The 21,034-nt window shown below is 67.8% G+C and carries 24 protein-coding genes; 14 read left to right on the top strand and 10 right to left on the bottom strand.

Annotation, left to right across the window (positions count from 1 at the left end; genetic code table 11):
- Positions 1-39: 39 nt before the first annotated feature.
- Together AC3WOE_RS14255 and AC3WOE_RS14250 are read right to left on the bottom strand one after the other, a co-directional pair.
- Positions 40-693, bottom strand: a complete 654-nt coding sequence (locus AC3WOE_RS14255; RefSeq protein WP_477937161.1) for a response regulator — start codon at positions 691-693, stop codon at positions 40-42.
- A gap of 28 nt (positions 694-721) precedes the next feature.
- Positions 722-2,134 carry a sensor histidine kinase gene (locus tag AC3WOE_RS14250; RefSeq protein ID WP_492691319.1) on the bottom strand — a complete coding sequence of 471 codons (1,413 nt, stop codon included), beginning with the start codon at positions 2,132-2,134 and terminating at the stop codon, positions 722-724.
- A gap of 113 nt (positions 2,135-2,247) precedes the next feature.
- On the opposite strand from AC3WOE_RS14250, the gene AC3WOE_RS14245 reads away from it, so the two are divergent.
- Together AC3WOE_RS14245 and ybeY are read left to right on the top strand one after the other, a co-directional pair.
- Positions 2,248-3,216: a PhoH family protein gene (locus AC3WOE_RS14245; RefSeq protein ID WP_492691318.1), complete on the top strand. Its 969-nt coding sequence runs from the start codon at positions 2,248-2,250 to the stop codon at positions 3,214-3,216.
- Positions 3,213-3,659: an rRNA maturation RNase YbeY gene (gene ybeY / locus AC3WOE_RS14240; RefSeq protein WP_492691317.1), complete on the top strand. Its 447-nt coding sequence runs from the start codon at positions 3,213-3,215 to the stop codon at positions 3,657-3,659. The genes AC3WOE_RS14245 and ybeY overlap by 4 nt, the downstream gene beginning before the upstream one ends.
- A 2-nt stretch (positions 3,660-3,661) precedes the next feature.
- Here the strand turns inward: ybeY and AC3WOE_RS14235 are convergent, their stop codons facing one another.
- Both AC3WOE_RS14235 and hemB read right to left on the bottom strand, forming a co-directional pair.
- Complete coding sequence (locus AC3WOE_RS14235; RefSeq protein ID WP_492691316.1) at positions 3,662-4,768, bottom strand: magnesium transporter CorA family protein; 1,107 nt, start codon at positions 4,766-4,768, stop codon at positions 3,662-3,664.
- 4 nt (positions 4,769-4,772) lie between these two features.
- Positions 4,773-5,789, bottom strand: coding sequence for a porphobilinogen synthase (gene hemB, locus AC3WOE_RS14230; protein WP_492691315.1), 1,017 nt, complete (start codon positions 5,787-5,789; stop codon positions 4,773-4,775).
- Positions 5,790-6,159: 370 nt separating this feature from the next.
- Here hemB and AC3WOE_RS14225 point away from each other — a divergent pair, with 370 nt between their 5' ends.
- The 6 genes from AC3WOE_RS14225 to AC3WOE_RS14200 are packed head-to-tail and all read left to right on the top strand — an operon-like array spanning position 6,160 to position 10,125.
- Complete coding sequence (locus AC3WOE_RS14225; protein ID WP_492691313.1) at positions 6,160-6,588, top strand: CopD family protein; 429 nt, start codon at positions 6,160-6,162, stop codon at positions 6,586-6,588.
- An 11-nt stretch (positions 6,589-6,599) separates the two neighbouring features.
- The gene (locus AC3WOE_RS14220) at positions 6,600-7,700 is read left to right on the top strand and encodes a VanZ family protein (protein WP_492691311.1); all 1,101 of its coding nucleotides are present in this window, start codon (positions 6,600-6,602) and stop codon (positions 7,698-7,700) included.
- A gap of 14 nt (positions 7,701-7,714) precedes the next feature.
- A complete protein-coding gene (locus tag AC3WOE_RS14215) occupies positions 7,715-8,041 on the top strand; it encodes a (2Fe-2S) ferredoxin domain-containing protein (protein ID WP_492691309.1) in 327 nt (108 codons plus the stop codon).
- Positions 8,038-8,661: an alpha/beta hydrolase gene (locus tag AC3WOE_RS14210; protein WP_492691307.1), complete on the top strand. Its 624-nt coding sequence runs from the start codon at positions 8,038-8,040 to the stop codon at positions 8,659-8,661. The genes AC3WOE_RS14215 and AC3WOE_RS14210 overlap by 4 nt, the downstream gene beginning before the upstream one ends.
- A 23-nt stretch (positions 8,662-8,684) precedes the next feature.
- Positions 8,685-9,830, top strand: a complete 1,146-nt coding sequence (locus AC3WOE_RS14205) for a D-alanyl-D-alanine carboxypeptidase family protein (protein WP_492691306.1) — start codon at positions 8,685-8,687, stop codon at positions 9,828-9,830.
- Positions 9,831-9,840: 10 nt separating this feature from the next.
- A complete protein-coding gene (locus AC3WOE_RS14200) occupies positions 9,841-10,125 on the top strand; it encodes a YbeD family protein (protein ID WP_492691305.1) in 285 nt (94 codons plus the stop codon).
- Here the strand turns inward: AC3WOE_RS14200 and AC3WOE_RS14195 are convergent, their stop codons facing one another.
- Positions 10,126-10,755, bottom strand: coding sequence for a tetratricopeptide repeat protein (locus AC3WOE_RS14195; RefSeq protein ID WP_492691303.1), 630 nt, complete (start codon positions 10,753-10,755; stop codon positions 10,126-10,128).
- 56 nt (positions 10,756-10,811) lie between these two features.
- Here AC3WOE_RS14195 and lipB point away from each other — a divergent pair, with 56 nt between their 5' ends.
- Both lipB and lipA read left to right on the top strand, forming a co-directional pair.
- On the top strand, positions 10,812-11,480 hold the full coding sequence (lipB, locus tag AC3WOE_RS14190; RefSeq protein ID WP_492691302.1) for a lipoyl(octanoyl) transferase LipB: 669 nt from the start codon (positions 10,812-10,814) through the stop codon (positions 11,478-11,480).
- Between the two features lie 10 nt (positions 11,481-11,490).
- On the top strand, positions 11,491-12,456 hold the full coding sequence (gene lipA, locus AC3WOE_RS14185; RefSeq protein WP_492691301.1) for a lipoyl synthase: 966 nt from the start codon (positions 11,491-11,493) through the stop codon (positions 12,454-12,456).
- On the opposite strand, the gene AC3WOE_RS14180 is transcribed toward lipA, so the two are convergent.
- The 4 genes from AC3WOE_RS14180 to AC3WOE_RS14165 form a co-directional block, all read right to left on the bottom strand.
- Entirely contained in the window at positions 12,457-13,443 is a 987-nt protein-coding gene (locus tag AC3WOE_RS14180; protein ID WP_492691299.1) for an N-acetylmuramoyl-L-alanine amidase-like domain-containing protein, read from the bottom strand.
- A gap of 76 nt (positions 13,444-13,519) precedes the next feature.
- Positions 13,520-14,005 (bottom strand): TlpA family protein disulfide reductase, encoded by a 486-nt coding sequence (locus tag AC3WOE_RS14175; protein WP_492691297.1) that lies wholly within the window; start codon positions 14,003-14,005, stop codon positions 13,520-13,522.
- A 22-nt stretch (positions 14,006-14,027) separates the two neighbouring features.
- Positions 14,028-15,176, bottom strand: a complete 1,149-nt coding sequence (locus AC3WOE_RS14170; RefSeq protein ID WP_492691296.1) for a hypothetical protein — start codon at positions 15,174-15,176, stop codon at positions 14,028-14,030.
- A gap of 140 nt (positions 15,177-15,316) precedes the next feature.
- Complete coding sequence (locus tag AC3WOE_RS14165) at positions 15,317-16,564, bottom strand: CaiB/BaiF CoA transferase family protein (protein WP_492691295.1); 1,248 nt, start codon at positions 16,562-16,564, stop codon at positions 15,317-15,319.
- A 38-nt stretch (positions 16,565-16,602) separates the two neighbouring features.
- Here AC3WOE_RS14165 and AC3WOE_RS14160 point away from each other — a divergent pair, with 38 nt between their 5' ends.
- From AC3WOE_RS14160 to AC3WOE_RS14150, 3 genes are read left to right on the top strand one after another with little or no spacing between them, the layout of a single operon-like run.
- Positions 16,603-17,094, top strand: coding sequence for a hypothetical protein (locus AC3WOE_RS14160; RefSeq protein ID WP_492691294.1), 492 nt, complete (start codon positions 16,603-16,605; stop codon positions 17,092-17,094).
- 9 nt (positions 17,095-17,103) lie between these two features.
- Positions 17,104-17,502, top strand: coding sequence for a PTS sugar transporter subunit IIA (locus AC3WOE_RS14155; RefSeq protein WP_492691293.1), 399 nt, complete (start codon positions 17,104-17,106; stop codon positions 17,500-17,502).
- Entirely contained in the window at positions 17,499-17,768 is a 270-nt protein-coding gene (locus AC3WOE_RS14150) for an HPr family phosphocarrier protein (protein WP_056194300.1), read from the top strand. Before AC3WOE_RS14155 ends, AC3WOE_RS14150 begins: the two co-directional genes overlap by 4 nt.
- Here AC3WOE_RS14150 and AC3WOE_RS14145 read toward each other — a convergent pair whose 3' ends face one another.
- A complete protein-coding gene (locus tag AC3WOE_RS14145) occupies positions 17,769-18,578 on the bottom strand; it encodes a GNAT family N-acetyltransferase (protein ID WP_492691292.1) in 810 nt (269 codons plus the stop codon).
- 115 nt (positions 18,579-18,693) lie between these two features.
- Between AC3WOE_RS14145 and ptsP the strand changes: the two genes are divergently transcribed.
- Positions 18,694-20,469 (top strand): phosphoenolpyruvate--protein phosphotransferase, encoded by a 1,776-nt coding sequence (ptsP, locus tag AC3WOE_RS14140; protein WP_492691291.1) that lies wholly within the window; start codon positions 18,694-18,696, stop codon positions 20,467-20,469.
- The last annotated feature ends 565 nt before the right edge of the window (positions 20,470-21,034 follow it).

Below are 21,034 nucleotides of genomic sequence, written 5' to 3'. Positions count from 1 at the left end.
GGAGCTGCGCGCTACGCGCACAGGTCCATCCCCAAGTCATCAGTTCCTGCCGAACAACCCGAGGCGCTGCGCTTCCAGCGCGGCTTCGGCACGCGAGCTCACATTGAGCTTGCGGTAGATCTGCTTCACATAGTCGGCGATGGTGTGGCGGCTCAGGCCGAGTTGCACGCCGATCTCCGGCAGCGTGTAGCCCTTGGCCACGCGCAGCAGCACTTCGGTCTCGCGGTCGGTCAGCGACACCTCGTGCAGCAGGGCTTGCGAGCTGGGCTTGGCCTGGGCGGCGAAATAGGCGATGACCTTGCGGGCGATGGACGGCGACAGCGGCGGCTCGCCCTGGCTCATGCGCTGCAGCTGCTCGACCAGCAGTTCGCGCGACTGCTCCTTCAGCAGATAGCCGAAGGCGCCGGCCTGCAGGGCGGGGAAGAGGTGCTCGTCGTCGTCATGGATGGTGACGATGACCGACTGCACCTCGGGCTGCTTCTCGCGCAGCGCGGCGATGACCTCGACGCCCGAGCCGTCGGGCAGGCCCAGGTCCAGCAGGGCCAGCGTGAAGCGCTGACCACTGACCAGGGCGAGGGCATCCTGGACGCGCGAGCATTCGGTGATCTGGGCGTTGGCGAACACCTGCTTGACCAGGGCCTTGAGCCAGGCGCGGATCTCCGGGATGTCTTCGAGCAGCAGGATGTGGTTCATGGCGTAGCCTCGGAAATCTAGGGCGAAATCACAGCGGGATGGTCAGGCGGATCACAGTACCCCAGCCAGGGCCGGATTCCACCAGGCATTGGCCATGCATCTGCTTGGCGCGTGATTTCATGCTCGCCATGCCGTGGCCTCTGTCCAACCTTCCGTCCAGTTCGGACGGAATGCCCTGGCCGTTGTCCTGGATGGTCAGGATGAAGTCGCCGTCCTGAACGGCGCTCGAAATGGTCGCATGGGTGGCGCCGCTGTGCTTGATGATGTTGGACACCGATTCGCGCAGGATGCGCGTCGTCTGCACATAGGAACGGGCCTGGAAGGTGTGCTCGATCTCGTCGGCCGGCGACTTCCATTCGGCCAGGATATTGGCCTGGCCGAGGCGCATCACGACCTCCGCCCGCCAGTCGCCCAGCGCGTCGATGAGGTGGACCGGCTTGCCGGTCAGGCCGCGCACCGACAGGCGCATCTCTTCCAGCGCCTCGCGGGCCAGCGTCGAGATGCGGTCGGATTCGCTGGTGTGCACGATGGTCAGCAGCTTGGCGCCGAGGTCGTCGTGCAGGTCGGCCGCGATGCGCTTGCGCTCGCGTTCGGTGACCTGCTCGAGCTTCTGCTCGGCCAGTTGGCTGTGGCTGCGCTCGACCTCGGCGATGCGCTCGTTCATGCGCTGCTCCAGCGCCGCGATGCGCCGCTCGGCATCCACCCGTGCATGCGCGACGCTGTTCACCAGTTGCAGGCCCAGGCCCAGCATCAGCACCGGCAGCATCAGGTTCAGCCAGGGGGCGGCCGTCAGCCACATGGTTTCGCTGGTGGCCGCCAGCAGCCTTTCGGCGACCAGGGCCAGCATGGTGGGCAGCAACAGGGCGGCCATCAGCACGAACTCGCGCGACGTCGCCTCGTCGGCCCCCGTCTTCAGCCGCTCGCGACGCAGCCACAGCGCCCAGCCCATGGCGGCGACCAGCTCCAGGCTCAGCACGGCCTGCCAGATCGAACCGAGGACGCCGAGCTGGCCGCCCGTCAGCAGCAGGCTGGCCGGCACCACCAGGCACTGGATCAGCAGCGCGTGGTCGATCCAGCTGCGCTTCCAGTTCATCTGCCGCAGCAGGTATTGCACGCCGCACAGCACCAGCAGCGTCAGCAGCAGCGGTCGCAGGCCCGCCGCGCTGGGGGCGGCGGCCGCGCGCAGCACGACCCAGCTCAGCATCATGCCGATGAGGAAGCTCGCCGGCCGCTCGCGGTGGTGCAGGCTCGAGACGAGGCCTACGACGGTGGCCATCAGGGCCAGCATGGCGGCGACCCAGCCGCGCAGCGTGGCCGTCCAGTCCGGGCCGGCGAATGCCTGGGCCTGGGCGGCGGCCGGGCAGAGCAGGGCGGCGGACAGCAGCAGAGCAAGGGGCAGGCGCCGGGCCCTGGCGGGCTTCGGCGCGATCGTTGACGTCATGGGGCGGCATTGTGCGTGAGCGCCTGCTGTCCGCAGGCCGGGAATGCACCAGCGGCCCGTCGCTTCGCCCGACAGGCGCGACAATCCGCGTCCCCTTTTCGTTCCAAGCCACCGTGATCCTGCGCTTCACCCTCGAACCGGTCGACAACACGCGCCTGGCCCGTGTCTGCGGCAGCCTGGACGCTCATCTGCGCGAGATCGAGGCGGCCTTCGGCGTGAAGATCACGCGTCGCGATGGCGAGTTCCGCGTCAACGGCGCCAAGACGGCCGCCGAGCGCGTCCAGGGCCTGCTCGAGTCCCTGTACGAGCGCGCCCGGCGCCCGCTGTCGGCCGAAACCCTGCAGCTGGCCCTGGTCGAGGCCCAGGCGCCGGTGGACAAGCCTGCGCCGCAACCTGGCGAAGACGGCCCGCCGGTGCTGCGCACCCGCCGTGCCGACCTGTCGGCCCGCACGCCGCGCCAGCACCAGTATCTGCAGCAGATCCTGTCCCACGACATCACCTTCGGCCTGGGGCCGGCCGGCACCGGCAAGACCTTCCTGGCCGTCGCCTGCGCCGTCGACGCGCTGGAGCGCTCCACCGTGCAGCGCATCATCCTGACGCGCCCGGCCGTGGAAGCCGGTGAGCGCCTGGGCTTCCTGCCTGGCGACCTGACGCAGAAGGTCGATCCGTATCTGCGGCCGCTCTATGACGCCCTCTACGACCTGCTCGGCTTCGACCGCGTGACCAAGGCCTTCGAGAAGGGGCAGCTGGAGGTCGCGCCGCTGGCTTTCATGCGCGGGCGCACGCTGAACCATGCCTTCGTCATCCTCGACGAGGCCCAGAACACCACGCCCGAGCAGATGAAGATGTTCCTGACCCGCATCGGCTTCGGCAGCCGCTGCGTCGTCACCGGCGACACCAGCCAGATCGACCTGCCGCGCGGCACGCAGTCCGGTCTCATCGATGCCGAGCATGTGCTGGCCCGGGTCAAGGGCATTGCGATGACGCGCTTCACCAGCACCGACGTCGTGCGCCACCCGCTGGTGGCCCGCATCGTCGAGGCCTACGAAGCGCGCGCCAAGCGCGAGGGACGTGAAGCATGAGCATGAAGCCCGATCTGAGTCTGTCGCTGCAATTCGCCGATCCGCGCCACCGCGCCCTGCTGCCGCGCCACAAGGTGCAGCGCTTCATCCGCGCCGCGCTGGAGCTGCCGGGCGAGATCGCCGTGCGCATCGTCGATGCCGAGGAGGGGCGCGCGCTGAACCGCGACTTCCGCGGCAAGGACTACGCCACCAATGTGCTGACCTTCGACTACGCCCACGAGCCCGTCGTCGGTGCCGACCTCGTCATCTGCGCCGAGATCGTCGAGAAGGAAGCCGCCGAGATGGGCATCCCGCTGCTCGACCACTATGCCCACATGCTGGTGCACGGCACCCTGCACGCCCAGGGCTACGACCACGAGGAAGACGACGAGGCCGAGTGCATGGAAGCGCGGGAGACGGAAATCATGGCCGGCCTGGGCTTTGCTGACCCCTACCGGCGCTGAGCCTAGCGGCTGCTGCTCAGATAGCGCTTGCGGCGGAACAGGAACCACAGCCCCAGCGCCACGGCCACCATCAGCAGGGCTGCGTCCCAGAAACCGTTGGCGTTCTTGATCAGCGGCATCCACTCGAAGTTCATGCCGAAGATGCCGGTGATGAGGTTCAGCGGCAGGAAGATGGCCGTCAGCACCGTCAGCGTGCGCATGATGCCGTTGGTGCGATGACCCAGGGCGCTGAAATGCATCTGCACGGCCGACTCGGCCGAAGACTCGAGCCGGCGCACATGCGTCAGCACCCGCTCCACATGCTCCAGCACGTCGCGTGAGCGCACCCGCAGCAGCTCGCGCTCGCGCGTGACCTGCGGGTCGCCGTCGGCCGGCCATTCGTCCAGCGCGTCTATCCATTCCTGGATGGCGGCGCGCTGGTCTTCGCAGGTGTCTTCCAGGCGGTGCAGGGCGTCGCGGCTTTCCAGCAGCAGCGGCCAGTCGTCGAACTCGCTGCTCTGGTCCAGCAGCACGCGCTGCAGGGTGCCGAGCTGGCGGGTCAGCAGGCGGCGCAGCTCCAGATAGCTGTCCACCATGTGGTTGACCATGCGCAGCATCAGGTCGGCCGGGCTGGCCGGCAGGCGGGCGCTGCCGCGGGCCGGGGCCTTGTCGCGGCCTTCGATCAGCCGGTCCAGCTTCTGGGCGAAAAACTCGCGCACCTGGCAGTCGGTCGGGTGCACGGTGACCAGCACGCGGTCGAAGACGGCGAAGCCGACCGGACTGGTGTCGATGGCGCGCAGGGCTCGCTGCGCCGAGGCCAGCGTGCCGTGCTCGTCGTCGACGAAGAGATCCTGGCTGCCCGGCGCCGCGGCAAGGCGGCGGAACACCAGCATGTCGTACCAGGACGTGTAGTCGAAGTGCGAGGGCAGCTGGTTGTTGATCAGGTCGGAGACATGCAGGTCGACGATATTGCCGCAGCCCCAGCGCACCAGGGCCTGCTGCGCCGCCGCCTCGCCCACTTCGAACTCGCGGCGGCCATAGCCCAGCCACAGAAAGCCGCGCTCCGGCAGCGTCTCGGGCAGCGCCGGGAGTTCGCGAAAGCTGTCGGTCTCGATGTGGAAGACCCGCACCGGTTCAACCCTTCTTCAGCAGCCGCGCGGCATCCAGCGCGAAATACGTCAGCACGCCGTCCGCGCCGGCGCGCTTGAAGGCCAGCAGCGACTCCATCATGACGGCGTCGTGATCCAGCCAGCCATTGGCCGCGGCGGCCTTGACCATGGCGTATTCGCCGCTGACCTGGTAGGCGAAGGTCGGCACGCGGAACTCGTCCTTGACGCGGCGCACGATGTCCAGATAAGGCATGCCGGGCTTGACCATGACCATGTCGGCGCCCTCGGCCAGGTCCAGGGCCACTTCGCGCAGGGCTTCGTCGCTGTTGCCGGGGTCCATCTGGTAGGTCTTCTTGTCTGCCTTGCCAAGGTTGGCAGCCGAGCCCACCGCGTCGCGGAAGGGGCCGTAGAAGCTGCTCGCGTATTTGGCGCTGTAGGCCATGATGCGCGTGTGAATATGGCTCTCGGTTTCAAGAGCCTGACGGATGGCGCCGATGCGGCCGTCCATCATGTCGCTGGGCGCCACGATGTCGACGCCGGCGTCGGCCTGCACGACGGCCTGTTTCGCGAGGATCTCGACCGTCGTGTCGTTGATGATGTAACCGGTCTCGTCGATGACGCCGTCCTGGCCGTGGCTGGTGAAGGGGTCCAGGGCCACGTCGGTCAGCACGCCGAGCTGCGGGAAATGCTTCTTCAGCGCCTGCACGGCGCGCGGCACCAGGCCGTCGGGGTTCAGCGCCTCGGCGCCGTCGGGCGTTTTCAACTCGGCGGCGATGACCGGGAACAGGGCGATGACCGGCACGCCGAGTTCGACGCACTGCTCGGCCGTGCGCAGCAGGTGATCGAGGCTCTGGCGCGACACGCCGGGCATGGAGGCGACGGCGTCCAGGCGGTTCTCGCCTTCGTGGATGAAGACCGGCAGGATGAGGTCGTTGGCGCTCAGCGAATGCTCGCGCACCAGGGCGCGGGTGAAGGCGTCGCGACGCAGGCGGCGCGGGCGCGCCGCGGGGAAGGCGGGGGGGGTAAAAGCGGAGCGGGACACGTCGAATCCTCAGGCTGCGGGGGGTGCGGCCCGGCGCGTGATGGTTGACACATCCCGACGTCATTTATTGCTGACGTCACCGCTCAAGCGCGCTAAACTGGTTCGCGAATGATAGCCGCAAGGTGGTCGTTCCCTGCTTTTCCTCCCTGAGCAGGAGCCTTAGCGTGATGACAGCGATAAGGCTTTCTCGGCCCCGGTCTTGAACCGGGGCTTTTTTTCATCTGTACGAAAGCGCTGTGCCGCTTCGCGACCCAGCCTGCGCTGTCGCGCAGCGCACCTTGCGGCGCGGTTTTCGTCCATCTGCAAGCCCGCATGCTGAACGCAGCGGGCTTGACTGCCTCCTCTCAGGCTGGCTGCCCATAATGCTTGCATGCTCTGGGTCAAAGCCTTCCATATCGTCTTCGTCGCCGCCTGGTTTGCCGGCCTGTTCTATCTGCCGCGCATCTTCGTCAACCTGGCCATGGTGCCGGCCGACAGCCACGCCGAGCGCGAGCGCCTGCTGCTGATGGCGCACAAGCTGCACCGCTTCAGCAGCATCCTGATGGGCGTGGCCCTGTTGCTGGGCGTCTGGGTCTGGCTGGGTTTCGGCGCCAGCCGCTTTGCCGGCAGCCACTGGCTGCACGCCAAGCTGCTGCTGGTCGTCGGCGTCATCGGCTACCACCACATGAACCGCCGCCTGCTGCGCAGCTTCGAGGCGCTGTCCAACAAGCGCAGCCACCGCTGGTTTCGCGTCTACAACGAGACCTCTGTACTGCTCTTCGCCGCCATCGTCGTGCTGGTGACGGTCAAGCCGTTCTGACGAGCTCAGTCGTGCGCCGCCGCCAAAGTTCCGCGACCTGGCTGCTGCTGGCCCATATCGGCCTGGTCATCTACGCCAGCCTCTACCCCTTCTGGCCCTGGCGCTGGCCGCCGGGCATGGGCCTGCCCTGGCTGTTCAGCCTGCCCTGGCCGGGGCGCTTCTGGGCCTTCGACGTCGAGGCGAATCTGATCGGCTACATCCCGCTGGGCCTGCTCGGCTTCGCCGCGGCCATGCGCTCCGGCTGGGGCCTGCGCGGCGGCCTGCTGCTGGGGCTGCTGCCGGGGCCGCTGCTGTCCTTCACCATGGAGTCGCTGCAGTTCTTCGTGCCGGGCCGCGTGCCGTCGCTGTCGGACCTGGCGTTGAACTCGGCGGGCAGCACCCTGGGCGCCGCCCTGGGCCTGGTGCTCAGTGGCCTCGGGGGCCTGGAGCGCTGGGAGGATGTGCGCGACCACTGGTTCGGCGCCAGCAGCGCACCGGCCCTGGCCCTGCTGGCGCTGTGGCCGCTGGCCCTGCTCTACCCGACGCCGCTGCCTTTCGGCATCGGCCAGTGGCTGCCCTGGTGGCGGGAGATGCTGCTGGACGCCCTCGCTGGCACGCCCTGGGCGCTGAACTGGGGCGATGCCGTCACCATCGAGCAGGAGCTGCCCCCGGGCCTGGAGGCGCTGGCGATTGCGCTGGGCCTGCTGGCGCCGGTGCTGCTGATGATCACGGTCGCGCGGCCGGGGCTGCGTCGCCTGGCCCTGGCCGGTGGTGCCGTGCTGCTGGGCCTGCTGGGTACGGCGACGTCGACGGCGATGGCCTTCGGGCCCGACCATGCCTGGGCCTGGCTCAGCGAGGCCACGCGGCCCGGTGTGGGCCTGGGCGTCGTGCTCGGCCTGCTGGCCTGCCTGCTGCCGTCGCGTGTCGCGGCGGCCCTGGGCTTGTTCGCCTTGTGCGCGCTGATCGGCCTCATCAGCCTGGCCCCCAGCGATCCCTATCTGGCCTTGAACATGCAGGCCTGGGAGCAGGGACGCTTCGTCAACCTCTACGGGCTGACGCGCTGGGTCGCCTGGACGTGGCCTTTCGTTGCACTCCTCTGGCTGACGGCGCGGCTGGTGCAGAAACCCCAGTGAGACAATCTCCGGCGATGAGTTACTACGAGCGCCACGTCTTCTTCTGCCTGAACCAGCGCACCAATGGCGAGGCCAGTTGTGCCGACCATGACGCACAAGGCGCCTTCGACCACTGCAAGTCCCGCGTCAAGCAGCTCGGCCTGGCCGGCAAGGGTGGCGTGCGGATCAACAAGGCAGGTTGTCTGGACCGCTGCGCCGGCGGGCCGGTCGCCGTCGTCTACCCGGAAGCCGTCTGGTATTCCTGGGTCGACAAGAGCGACATCGACGAGATCGTCGAGAGCCATCTGCGCGATGGCCAGGTCGTCGAACGCCTGTTGCTGCCGGATTCCGTCGGCCGATGAATTCCCAGACCGAAAAACGCCTGGTCGCCGGTCCGGCCGGCCAGATCGAAGTGGCCATCGACCTGCCACCCGAGGGGGCTGCACCCGTCGGTACCGCCTTGATCTGCCATCCCAACCCGACCCAGGGCGGGACCATGGACAACAAGGTCGTTCAGACCCTGGCGCGCGCCTTCGTCCACCTCGGCTGGCGCGCCGTGCGCTTCAACTTCCGCGGCATCGGCAAGTCCGAGGGCGGCTGGGACGAAGGCCGCGGCGAAGTCGATGACGCGCTGGCCGTGCTGGATGCCGTGCGCACGCCCGGTGAGGCCCTGGTCCTGTCGGGTTTTTCCTTTGGCGGCTATGTGGCCTCGCGGGCCGCCCAGCGCCTGACGGAGCCGGCCCGGCGCCTTGTCCTCGTCGGCCCTGCCACCAGCCGTTTCGACACCGCCCCCGTGCCGGCCGACACCGTGGTCATCCATGGCGAGGTCGACGACGTGGTGCCCCTTTCGGCCGTGCTCGACTGGGCACGTCCGCAGAGCCTGCCGGTCATCGTCGTGCCCGGCGTCGGCCATTTCTTCCATGGGCAGCTGCCGCTGCTCAAGTCGCTGGTGGTGCGTGCCTTCGACCCCACAAAGGTCTGAGGGCTGCGCCTGAACCCGTTCCGATGAAAAGACTGCTTGCGTCCCTCCTTGCCGCGCTCTCGCTGACTGCCCAGGCCCAGGCGCCCCAGCCGCCCGAACTCGCGGCGCGCAACTATGTGCTGATCGACCTGACCACGCACAAGACCCTGGCCGAGCGCGATGCCGACACGGCCCAGGACCCGGCCTCGCTGACCAAGCTGATGACGGCCTACGTTGTCTTCAACGCGCTGCGTGACAAGAAGCTGACGCTGGAGCAGACCCTGCCGGTGTCCAAGCGCGCCTGGGACGAGCGCAAGGGCGACCCCTCGCTGATGTTCATCGACACGACGATGACGCCCAAGGTCGACGAGCTGCTGCACGGTTTGATCATCCAGAGCGGCAACGACGCCGCCGTGGCGCTGGCCGAAGGTGCGGCCGGCTCGGTCGAGAACTTCGTGCAGCTGATGAACCGCCAGGCCCAGGCCTGGGGCCTGAAGAACACCGAGTTCAGGAACGTGACCGGCATGACCGAGCCCGGCCACAAGAGCAGCGCCCGTGACATCGCGACCGTGGCGGCTCACATCATCGCGGACTTCCCCGAGTACTACGGCTACTACGCGCAGCGCGACTACACATTCAACAAGATCCGCCAGGACAACCGCAACCTGCTGCTGCGCCGCGACCCGACGGTGGACGGCATGAAGACCGGCTTCACCGAGACGGCCGGCTACTGCCTGGTGGCCAGCGCCAACCGCGACTTCCCCAACGGCAAGCGCCGCCTGCTGGCCGTCGTCATGGGCACGGCCTCCAAGGAAGCCCGTGCCAGCGAAAGCCAGAAGCTGCTGAACTGGGGCTACACGGCCTATGACGCGGTCAAGATCTTCGACGCCGGCAAGGCGATTGCCACCGTGGCAGTCTGGAAGGGCGAGGCCAAGGAAGCCAGGCTGGGTGCTGCCGATGCCATCTATGTCGCCGTGCCGCACGGCGATGCCACCAAGCTGCAGACCCAGGTCGAGCGCACCGAGCCGCTGGTGGCGCCGCTGAACAAGGGCCAGCGCGTTGGCACCCTGCGCGTGACGACCGCGGCCGGCGCGCCCGTGGCCGAAGTGCCGCTGATCGTGCAGGAAGCCGTGCCCGGCGCTGGTCTGCTCGGCCGCGCCTGGGATTCCCTGCGCCTGTGGATCAAGTGAGGTCGCCACGATGAACCTGCCACCCGACATCCCGCCCGAACAGTCGCTGATCGAATACCCCTCGCAGTTCCCCATCAAGGTGATGGGCGCGCATGTGGAGGGCTTCGTCGAGGCCGTTGCCCACGTGGCGCGTCAATTCGATCCGGGCTTCGACGCTTCGACAATCGAGCAGCGCCCGAGCAAGGGCGGCAACTATCTGGGCCTGACCATCACCATCACGGCCACCAGCCGCGAGCAGCTCGACGAGATCTACCGAACGCTGACCACGCATCCGATGGTCAAGGTCGTGCTCTGATCAGCTTGACGCTTCAGCGTCCTGCATCGCCTTGAGCTTGGCTTTGGCGGCGTCATCGCCGTTCTTGGCCGCCACGTCGTACCAGTAGCGCGCCAGGCGCGCGTCGGCCTCAACGCCCGACCCCGTCTCGAACATCGAGGCGACGATGTACTGGGCGCCGACGTCGCCCGCCTTGGCGGCCTCCAGATACCAGCGATGCGCCTGGGCCAGATCCTGGGCACGGCCGCGGCCGAGGAAGTAGCAGGTCGCGGTGGCCAGGGCGCCATCGCCGCTGCCGTGCTCCGCGGCACGCTCGAACCAGCCGCAGGCCGCCCTGGGATCGAGCTTGCCGTGGCGGCCCTGCTCGATCATTTCGCCCAGCGCGTTCTCGGCCAGCGCCGATTGCTGCGCCGCCGCGCGCTGCAGCAACTGCCAGGCCCTGGCGTCGCTGGCGGCGGGCAGCTCGCGGCGCAGATTCATCATGGCCAGGTTGAACTGGCCCAGGGCCTCGCCGCGTTTGGCGGATTCGGCGAAGCCCTTGGCTGCGGCCTTCAGGTCGCCCTCGTCGTAGGCCGTCAGCGCGTCGGACAGGGAGGTGGCCTGCGCCAGCGAGGCAGAAAGCAGCAGGGCAGCAATGAGTGGAGTCTTCATCGGGTCGAGTCGGCTTGGGTCAGCGAAGGCTTACAGCGCCTGCCTATGATGCCCGCATGATCGTCAAGACTCTGGGGCGGGTGGAATACCTGCCCACGCTGGAGGCCATGCGGGCCTTCACGGCGGCACGCGATGTCAACACGCCTGACGAGCTCTGGCTGTGTGAGCACCCGCCCACTTTCACGCAAGGCCTGGCCGGCAAGCCCGAGCACCTGCTGCTGCCGGGCGACATCCCCGTCGTCGCCACCGAGCGCGGTGGCCAGGTGACCTACCACGGCCCCGGCCAGATCACGGCCTACCCGCTGGTGGACCTGCGGCGCCTGGGCATCTTCGTCAAGGAATACGTCTTCCGCCTGGAGACGGCCCTGATCCAGACCCTGGACAGCTATGGGGTGACCGGCCTGCGCGTCGGCGGCGCGCCGGGCATCTATGTGCGGCCAGCCGATCCCGGCAGCCATGCCGCCCTGGCCGGCCCGGCCGATCCGACCAACGCCTTCAAGGGCTTGGCCAAGGTCGCCGCCCTCGGCATCAAGGTCAGCCGGCACTGCACCTATCACGGCCTCGCGCTGAACGTCGCGATGGACCTGGAACCCTTCCAGCGCATCAACCCGTGCGGATACGAAGGGCTGGAAACCACGTCTCTCGATAAACTCGGGGTTTTCACCGACTGGCCGACCGCGGCCGGCCGGCTCGCCGAGCGACTCTCGGCCCAATTGCAGCCTTGACGGCCCGACCATGTCCGACACGACGACCTACGACCCGACGATCAAGCAAAAAGCCGAGGCCAAGACCTCGCGCATTCCCATCAAGATCGTGCCGGCCGAGGTGCTGAAGAAGCCCGACTGGATCCGCGTCAAGGCCGGTTCGCCGACCACCCGCTTCTACGAGATCAAGCAGATCCTGCGCGAGCACAAGCTGCACACCGTCTGTGAGGAAGCCAGCTGCCCCAACATCGGCGAATGCTTTGGCAAGGGCACGGCCACCTTCATGATCATGGGCGACAAGTGCACCCGCCGCTGCCCCTTCTGCGACGTCGGCCACGGCCGGCCCGATCCGCTGGACGCCGACGAGCCGCTGAACCTGGCCAAGACGATCGCCGCGCTGAAGCTCAAATACGTCGTCATCACCAGCGTCGATCGCGACGACCTGAAGGACGGTGGCGCCGGTCACTTTGCCGAGTGCATCACCAAGGTCCGCGAGCTCAGCCCGTCGACGCAGATCGAGGTGCTGGTGCCCGACTTCCGCGGCCGCGCCGACCGCGCGCTCGACATCCTGAAGGCCGCGCCGCCGGACGTGATGAACCACAACCTCGAGACCGCGCCGCGCCTGTACAAGGAAGCGCGCCCGGGCTCCGACTACGAGTTCAGCCTCAACCTGCTGAAGCGCTTCAAGGAAGAGGTGCCCGGCGTGCCGACCAAGAGCGGCATCATGGTCGGCCTGGGCGAGACCGACGAGGAAATCCTGCAGGTCATGCGCGACATGCGCGCGCACAACATCGACATGCTGACCATCGGCCAGTACCTCGCGCCGTCCGGCCACCATCTGCCGGTGCGCCGCTATGTGCACCCCGACACCTTCAAGATGTTCGAGGCCGAGGCCTACAAGATGGGCTTCACCCACGCCGCCGTCGGCGCCATGGTGCGCAGCAGCTATCACGCGGACCAGCAGGCCCATGGCGTGCTGAATCCGACCGCAGTCTGATCAGGACGGGCGCTGCGGCCGCGGCTGCGGCGCCATCGGCGGCGGCTCGGGCGAATCGTTCAAGCGCAGGAACTTGAAGCCCGCCAGCTGCGGCTTGTTCTGCCCGGCCTGGCGCGCATCGCGTTCGGCCATGCGGGCGATGAAGCCCTGCAGCGTCTCCTCGCGCACCTGCGGTTCGGCCGAGTGCAGCAGATGGCGGGAACCATCCGCGCCGGTGACGATGAGGCCGACATGCGAGGCCCAGGACTCGCCGCCGCGGCTGGAGATCACGTTGACGAAATCGCCGTCCTGCAACTGCGCCTCGATGGCCGCGACATCCTGCTTGGCGATGTAGACATCGTCGAAGTTCTGGACCGGGACATCGCGCCGGACCTTGAATTGCTTCTTCAGGAAGGCCTGGCGGTCGATGCGCTGGCGGTAGGCCTGGGTGGGTGCGCCCAGCGTGGCGCTGACGTCGGTCACCAGCCAGCGGTTGGCGAGATTCCAGTCGGCCTCGGTGTAGTGGTTGCGCGTGGCCACGCCGATGACCCCGTCGCGGTAGCGGATGCGCTGCAGCACCCAGAAGAACTCCTCCCAGGACGCGCTCAGCGCCATTGCATAGGTGTGCTCGGCGAAGACGACGCAGTCGCTCTTGCTGAGGTCGAACAGCGGCTGGGCGTCGTAGTGCTCGTAGGGGAACTCGCCAAGCAGGAAGAGCTCGTAGGGCTGGCCGATGTTCTTGCGCGCCAGGGCCGTGATGCGCCGGCGCAGATTCGGCTGGTCGAGCTGTTCGAAGGCCAGGAAGCGATCGACCTCGGCGGGCTGCATCTTGTAGAGCGGCTTGTTGAGCAGGTCGGCCAGCTCGGCGGGGCTCAGTCCTGCCTTGCTCGCGTTCGCCAACTGAGCGGCTGTGGGCTCGAGGCGCGGCGGTTCGGCCGGCGGGGGCGGCTGATGGGCGCAGGCCGCAAGCAGCAGCGAAAGAGCGAGGGGGCCGAGCGTCTTGTGCATAGACCCAGTGTCAGCCAAGCCTCGCCGCGGCGGGCATGACACATCGTCGAGCACCCATAACGGGCGCTCTGCAGCCTCAGGTTTCGGCCAGCAACTGCTCGATGAGGCCGTGCAGGGCGGCGAAGTCGGGTTCGCCGACAAAGCGCTTGACGATCTCGCCGTGCTTGTTGATGAGGAAGGTTGTCGGCGTCATCTGCACCGAGCCAAAGGCCTGGGCGACCGTGCCGGTGTTGTCGATGGCCACGCCGAAGGGCAGCTTGCGCGTCTCGGCGTATTTGGCGACGAAGGCCGGCGGGTCGTAGCTCATGGCCACGGCCACCGTGTCCAGGCCACGGGCCTTGAACTTGTCGTGGGTAGCGACGATCTGTGGCATTTCCTTCACGCAGGTGGCGCAGCTGGTGGCCCAGAAGTTCACCAGCATTACCTTGCCATTCCAGTCGCGCGAACTGGCCTTCTGGCCATTCAGCAGCACGTAGTCGACGGCCGGCGCCTGGTCGCGGGCGCAGCCCGTCAGCGCGGCGGCGCAAATCAGGGCGGTAGCGAGAGCTCGGCGGGACAGCATGAGCAGGATTCTAGAGAACCCGTCAAATCCTCTTTGCCAACTCGAACATCAGCAGCGAGGGCAGGGCGTCCGGCAGGTGGCGGCGCGAGATGCGGGCCACGCCGTCGCCGGTGGCGGTGGACAGCTGGGTGCGGTGCTCGCCGTCGAACATCTCGACGAAGGCGAAGTCCGGCGCGTCGCGCATGACGCCGGCGATGAGCTGCAGCAGGGGCTCGCTCATCTGGGCGGCGTCGAACAGCATGGCATGGGGCAGGCCTTCGCGGCAGAACTGCTCGGCCTCCGCCACGCTGCCGACCACGTCGACCAGCATGCCCATATGCCGTACGGCGGCCTGGGCCTCGGCGCGCATGTCGCGATGAGCCGACACGATCAGCAACTGGCAGCCCGCCAGCGGTCGGGAGTTGCCCGCCATGCGTTCGGCTTCGGCTTCCAGCTTGGCGTGGGTGCTGTCCGGCGGCGGCGCCTCGTCGGGCGCCAACTGAGTGAATTCCAGCGTCAGCAAGGTGATGCCGGCCTCCTGCTCGCGCAGCGGCAGCACGCCCAGGGTGATGGCGGTCTGCTCCAGCAGGCGCCAGGCGAGGGAGTCCAGCCCCGGTGTCGGCGCATGTGCGTCGGCGTCGTCGGCCAACAGCTCCAGCGAACGGTGGGCGAAGCGGCAGCTCAGCCGGGCCTTGACCGGCCAGGGCGTCAGGTCCAGGCGCAGGTCGACCGAGGAATGCGTGTTGGCCAGCGCCCAGTCCATCAGCGCGTTCAGCAGGCCGAAGAGCAGGGCGCCATCGGCCCAGATCTCGACCGGCTTCAGCGACTGGCGCACCTGCACGCCGCGGGCCTGGGTCTCGCGGCTGCGCTGAGCCAGCACGCTGCGCAGCATCTGCGTGAGGTGCTGGCGCTCGCGGTTCAGGCGCAGGCGGCCGGAGGCCAGGCGGGACAACTGCTGGCCCAGCATGCCGGCCGTGCGGGCGTCTTCCACGCTGCGGCGCAGCAGGCGCAGGCCGCGGCGGTCGATCTGGCCGGTGGTGGCGAGGTTCTGGATCTGCTCCAGCGCTGCGCTCAGCGGCCCGGCAATCTCGGCGCCCAATTGCTGGACGATGTCGGCCCACTGCACCGGCGTCGGCTCAGGCGTGACATCGTTTGCGGCATTGACTGGCGCTGATGAAGGCGGTGTGGACATGACCCCGTGGCTGCGGATCCGAGGCGGATGGTTCTAGGTTGTTGGCCCGTCTCGGTGCGTGGTCGCATGCTGGGCATAGGGCGCTCCGGCCTCCATCCCGCGACCCGGGGGAAACCCTTGGTTCGGGGGTGGGTTAGCCCTCACGAGATCACGCCGGCCGCACGCCAGTTCGTGATTTCCTCCTCACTACAGCCGGCTTCTCGCAGCAACTCATCGCTGTGTTGCCCCAACAGCGGCGGTGCGTGGCGATAGGCCACCGGCGTGGCCGACAGCTTCATGGGGCTGGCGATGAGGCGCAGGTCGGGTGTCAGGGGATGGGGCATGGGCACCACGGCGCCGCGAGCTTGCGCCTGCGGGTCGGCCAGCGCCTCCCCAATAGAGTTGATCGAGCCGCAGGGCACCTTGGCGGCTTCCAGGGCCGCCAGCCAGTCGTTGCGCGGGCGCTGGCGGATGGCTTCCTCCAGCTGGGGCACCAGGAGGGCGCGATTGCGCACCCGTTCCGAGTTGGTCGCGAAGCGCGGGTCGGCGGCCCAGTCCGGCCGGCCGGCGATGTCGCAGAACTTGGCGAACTGGCGGTCGTTGCCGACGGCCAGGATCAGATAGCCGTCGCTGGCCTCGAAGACCTGGTAGGGCACGATGTTCTGGTGGGCGTTGCCCATGCGACCCGGTGCCTTGCCGCTGCAGAGGTAGTTGCTGCCCAGGTTGGCCAGCATGGCGAGCTGGGTGTCCAGCAGGGCCATGTCGATGAGCTGGCCCTGGCCGGTGGCGTCGCGGTGGCGCAGGGCGGCCAGGATGGCGACGGTGGCATACATGCCGGTGAAAAGGTCCGAGACCGCCACGCCGACCTTCTGCGGGCCGCCGCCGGGCAGGTCGTCGCGCTCGCCGGTCACGCTCATCAACCCACCCATGCCCTGCACGGCGTAGTCGTAGCCGGCGCGCTCGGCATAGGGGCCGGTCTGGCCGAAGCCGGTGATGGAGCAGATGACCAGGCCGGGATGCTCGGCCAGCAGGCTCTGGGCGTCCAGGCCGTAGCGGGCCAGGTCGCCGACCTTGAAGTTCTCGACCAGCACGTCCACCTGGCCGGCCAGCTTGCGCACGATGGCCTGGCCCTCTGGCGTGGCGAGATCGACGGCCAGGGAGCGCTTGTTGCGGTTGGCGCCGAGGAAGTAGGCGGCTTCGGTCGTGTCCTGGCCGTCGGCGTCCTTCAGATAGGGCGGGCCCCAGGCGCGGGTGTCGTCGCCGCTGCCGGGACGTTCGATCTTGATGACATCGGCGCCGAGGTCGGCCAGGGTCTGGGTGCACCAGGGGCCGGCCAGGACGCGGGAGAGGTCCAGCACCCGAACGCCGGTAAGCGCCTGTGGGGCCGGGGAAGAGGGGCTTTTCTGCATCGCGGAATTGTCGCGGGGCCACTGTCGATAATTCGCCCATGCCCTGCCGACCGACCGCCGGATTTGCCCTAATGCTGACGCTGCTGGCGGCCTGCCAGCCGACGCTGAACTGGCGCGAGGCCCGCCCGACCGGCTCGGGCGCCGTGGCGCTTTTCCCCTGCAAGCCCGAGGTCGACCAGCGCCAGGGCATGGGCCTGGCCCAATGCGAGGCGGCGGGCAAGCGCTTCGCGCTGTCCTGGGCCGACCTGCCCGACCCTACCCAATTGAGCCCGGCCCTGAAAGCCATGCCGCAGGCGCTGGCGACCAAGCTGAGCCAGCCGCTGCCGCCGGGCCAGGCCCTGCAGGTGCCGGGCATGACGCCGCTGCCCGAAGCTGCCGAGTACCGCTTGGCCGCCGCGGCGGGCGTCACCCATGTCGCCGTGTTTGCCCACGGAGGGCGGGTCTATCAGGCCGTCATGACGGCCGCGCAAGACGACAAGGCCGCCTGGGAGAACTTCCGCGCCGGGCTGGCCCTCGAGGCCGCCCGCTAACATGCCGACATGCCCAACCTGCTTGTGATCGCCCACGCGCCGCTGGCCTCCGCCCTGCGTCAAGTGGCCGAGCACACCTTCCCCGACTGCGCGCCGACGCTGACGGTGCTGGACGTCGACACCGGCATGTGTGCCGATGACGTCGAGACTGCCGCCCGCGCGCTGATGGACAAGGCCGACCAGCCCGAGTGGCTGGTGCTGACCGACGTCTTTGGCGCCACGCCCAGCAACGGCGCCCAGCGCCTGGCGGGGGAGCAGGTGCTGGTGCTCAGCGGTGTCAGCGTGCCCATGTTGTGGCGCACGCTCTGCTACGCCGGCCAGAAGCCGCTGGCGGAACTGGCACGGCGCGCCATGCAGGGCGCCATCACCGGCATCGTCGCCACGCCTCCCTTGCCCCCCGACGAATGATCAAGTCCACCCTCACCATCAGCAACAAGCTGGGTCTTCACGCACGCGCCTCGGCCAAGCTGACCAAGCTGGCCGGCAGCTTCAAGTGCGAGGTCTATATGAGCCGCAACGGGCGGCGTGTGAACGCCAAGAGCATCATGGGCGTCATGATGCTGGCCGCTGGTATCGGCGCGACTGTCGAACTGGAGACCGACGGCGAGGACGAACAGGCCGCCCAGGACCAGATCACCGCCCTCGTCAACGACAAGTTCGGCGAAGGTCAGTAATCAGGCGCCGGCCAGGCGGCGAAAGCGCGACGGCAGATCGGCCGTGCGCAGCAGCAGTGGCAGGTCGGCTGTGTTGAAGTCGGGGTCCCAGGCGGGCTCGCCCATCAGCTTGGCGCCGCAGCGCAGATAGCCGCGGATCAGTGCGGGCGCCTCGACGACGAGATCCTGGCGCAGATGGGCGATGGGCAGCGGCAGGCGCGGGCGCACCTGGCAGTCGATCGGCGCGAGGTGCTGCGCTGCAATCTGCTTCCACAGGCTGGCCGCGAAGTGGCCGCCGTCGCGCATGCTGACGCTGGCGCAGCCGATGACGGTGTCCAGGCCATTGCGGGCCATGAATTCGGCCAGCGCACCCCATAGCGCAATGATGGCGCCGCCGCTGCGGTGGTCGGCATGCACGCAGGAGCGGCCGATCTCAGCCACGCGGGAGCGCAGGCTGCGCAGGCGGGTCAGATCGAACTCGGTGTCGCTGTAGAGGCCGCCGGCGCGCTTGGCAGCGGCAGGGGTCAGCACGCGGTAGGTGCCGATGACGGGGCCGGGTTCGCCGTCCTCACCTTCGGTGCGCACCAGCAGGTGTTCGCAATAGGCGTCGAAGAGGTCGACGTCCAGGCCGACCGGAGCGCCCTTGGGCGTAGGCAGGCGGGCGCCCATCTCGACGGCGAAGACCTGGTAGCGCAACGCCTGGGCTTCGCGCACCTCTGCTTCGCTGCGCGCCCAGCTCACGCTGAGACGGGTGGACGACGCCGAGCGCTCCGGGCGCTTCAGGGTGGGGGCATGCGACAGCGCATGCGAGATGATCAGACTGCTGTTCATGGACCGCCATGCTGGGCCGGCGGTTTGACGGGCCGGTGAAGCCCCTATGAAAAAACCATGACGCGGACGGCTCTCGGCTCAGGCTACATTGGGGATTGATCTGCGGAGGGTGCTGATGAGTTTCCAGGTGTTCGGCATTGCGGTCTCGCGCGGCGTCGCCATCGGGCGGGCCGTGCTGGTCGCCTCCAGTCGCGTCGACGTGGCCCACTACTTTGTGGCGCCCGGTGAGGTTGAGGCCGAGATTGCACGCTTGCTGCGCGCACGCGACGCGGTCGTGCTGGAGCTGGAGACGCTGAGGGACGAGTTGCCCGAGGACGCACCGCATGAACTGGCCGCGCTGCTCGATGTGCACCTGATGCTGCTGCACGACGAGGCCCTGACCGGCAGCGCCAGCCAATGGATCGTGGACCGGCACTACAACGCCGAATGGGCCCTGTCTGCCCAGCTCGAAGTGCTGGCCCGCCAGTTCGACGAGATGGAGGACGACTATCTGCGCGAGCGCAAGGCGGACCTGGAGCAAGTCGTCGAACGCGTGCTGCGCGCGCTGGCCGAGGAGCAGGGGGACGCGCCGACGCCGGTCACGCCGCGCGACTTCGCCGGCGAGGACCCGCTGCTGTTGGTGGCCGCCGACATCGCGCCGGCCGACATGATCCAGTTCAAGCGCAGCGTCTTCCGCGGCTTCATCACCGATATTGGCGGCAAGACCTCGCACACCGCCATCGTTGCGCGCAGCATGGACATCCCGGCGGTGGTCGGCACCCGGGAAGCCTCGCGCCTCATCATGCAGGACGATTGGGTCATCATCGATGGCGACGCGGGCACCGTCATCGTCAACCCGTCACCCATCGTGCTGGAGGAATACCGCTTCCGCCAGCGCCAGAGCGAGTTGGAGCGTGCGCGTTTGGCCCGGCTGCGCCATACGCCGGCCGTCACGCTGGATGGCGAGCATATTGAACTGCACGCCAATATCGAGATGCCGGCTGATGCCGAAGCGGCTGTCGCGTCCGGCGCGACGGGTGTCGGCCTGTTCCGCAGCGAGTTCCTCTTCATGAACCGCGACGGCGAGCTGCCGAGCGAGGAGGAGCAGTTCGTCGCCTACAAGGCTGCGGTCGAGGCGATGAAGGGGATGCCGGTCACCATCCGCACCGTCGACGTCGGTGCTGACAAGCCGCTGGACCGCTTGACCGTCAACGAGTTGCGTCATGAGCACGTGCTCAACCCCGCCATGGGCCTGCGCGCCATCCGCTGGAGCCTGGCCGAGCCCAGCATGTTCCGTCAGCAGCTGCGCGCCATCTATAGAGCCAGCGCCCACGGCAAGGTCAGGTTGCTGATTCCCATGGTGGCGCACCTCAGCGAGGTCAAGGCCATCCTGGAGATGGTCAGGAAGGTCCAGCAGCAGCTGACGGACGCAGGGCATGCGTACACGCGCGTCGAGCTGGGCGTCATGATCGAGATCCCCGCAGCCGCCGTGATGCTGCCGCTGCTGCTGCGCCATGTCGATTTCGTCTCCATCGGCACCAATGACCTGATCCAGTACACCCTGGCCATCGACCGCGCCGATGAGGCTGTCGCCCATCTCTACGATCCCTGGCACCCGGCGGTGCTGCAGTTGATCAGCCAATCCATTGCCCAAGCGCGCGCAGCGGGCAAGGGCGTCAGCGTCTGTGGCGAGATGGCGGGGGATCCGGTCTTCACGGAGCTGTTGCTGGCGATGGGTCTGCGCAGCTTCTCCATGCATCCCTCACAGATCCCTGCCGTCAAGCAGCGCATCCTGCGTGCCGATGTGCAGCGCTTGGCCGCTGCTCTGCCGAACATCTTGGAGAGTGACGATCCGCAAGGGGCTGCCGAGAAGGAGCTGATTGGTGCTCGAGGCACGACGGCCGTTCACTGAGCAACAGGAGCTGGCGCCGCGCGAGCCGCATATATAGATGCGGCGGCCGACTGGGGCTGAGTCGGGCGCGGCGGTTGATCAAGCGCCGCGTCGCAATGCAGACATCGCCGCGGGTGCGCTCTTCTTGCAGTTGCCTCATTGCCGAGCATGAGCTCGGGGAACTGCGGCAGCCAGCAGCGCTCACCACTGAAGACATCAAATCTCCGCAAACCTTGCGAACCCCAAAAAACCTGTGCTACAGTCGTGGGCTTCGCTGATCACAACGCAGCGCTTGTCGGGAACGGCAGCTAGCGGCGGGTGATTGGAGGAGGGTCGGATTGAGGCTTCGGTTTTGATCGGATGGCGAGCTTGAGAGAGTCGCCGAGTGCTTGAGGGGTTCTGAAAAGAATTTTTGAAAAGTGCTTGACGACACTGCGAAAGCAGATCAAAATCTCGCCTCTTTGCTGCTGACGAACAAAACGCGAAAGCGAGTTGATCGGAGGTTTGCAAAGAAAGCCAAGTTGGCTGAGTATTGCGAAAAGAAATTTTCAAAAATACTTGACGACGAAGCAAAAAGCAGATTAGA

Source organism: Roseateles sp. FW305-36 (genome assembly GCF_058787015.1).
The sequence above is the reverse complement of the archived record's forward strand: the minus strand, read 5'-3'. Positions and strand labels throughout refer to the sequence as shown.